Source organism: Arcobacter sp. CECT 8983, assembly GCF_004118855.1.
Lineage (GTDB): Bacteria > Campylobacterota > Campylobacteria > Campylobacterales > Arcobacteraceae > Halarcobacter.
The window spans coordinates 1-680 of the sequence record NZ_PDKF01000017.1 but is presented as its reverse complement, the minus strand read 5'-3'; the positions used below and the strand labels follow the sequence as shown (position 1 = coordinate 680).

Genomic DNA, 680 nt, shown 5'->3' with positions numbered 1-680 from the left:
CATATAAGATTACATACTCATGAAACAGCAGGTGTATCTGTTGCTTGTTACTTAGCAGCATTAGATGCAGGTGCAGATGGTATTGACTTAGCAGCCTCTCCCGTAAGTGGTGGAACTAGCCAACCAGATATTCTAACTATGATGCACGCAGTAAAAGGAATGAACTATGACCTAGGTGGTCTAGAAATTTCTAAAGTACTAAAATATCAAGATACTTTACAAAAATCTTTAAAAGATTACTTTATGCCACCTGAAGCTACTCAAGTTTCTCCTTTAATTCCTTTCTCTCCAATGCCAGGTGGAGCATTAACTGCTAATACTCAAATGATGAGAGATAATGGAACTTTAGATAAATTCCCAGAAGTAATTAAAGCAATGCAAGAAGTTGTAGAAAAAGGTGGATACGGAACATCTGTAACTCCAGTTTCACAATTTTATTGGCAACAAGCATACGCAAATGTAATGTTTGGACCATGGAAACAAATAGCTCCTGGTTATGGAAAAATGGTTCTTGGATACTTTGGTAAAACTCCTGTTGAACCAGATGAAGAGATTGTTAAATTAGCAAGTGAAAAATTAAAACTTGAACCAACAAAAGAAAACCCACTAGATATAGCTGATAGAGATGAAAAGAAGACTTTTAAATACTGGGAAGGAAGATTAAAAGAAGAGAATATCGA

General features: G+C 35.4%; 1 pseudogene. It reads left to right on the top strand.

The features are described from left to right. Positions 1-680 (top strand): annotated as a pseudogene (locus tag CRV01_RS12920) (biotin attachment protein); the annotation flags it as partial.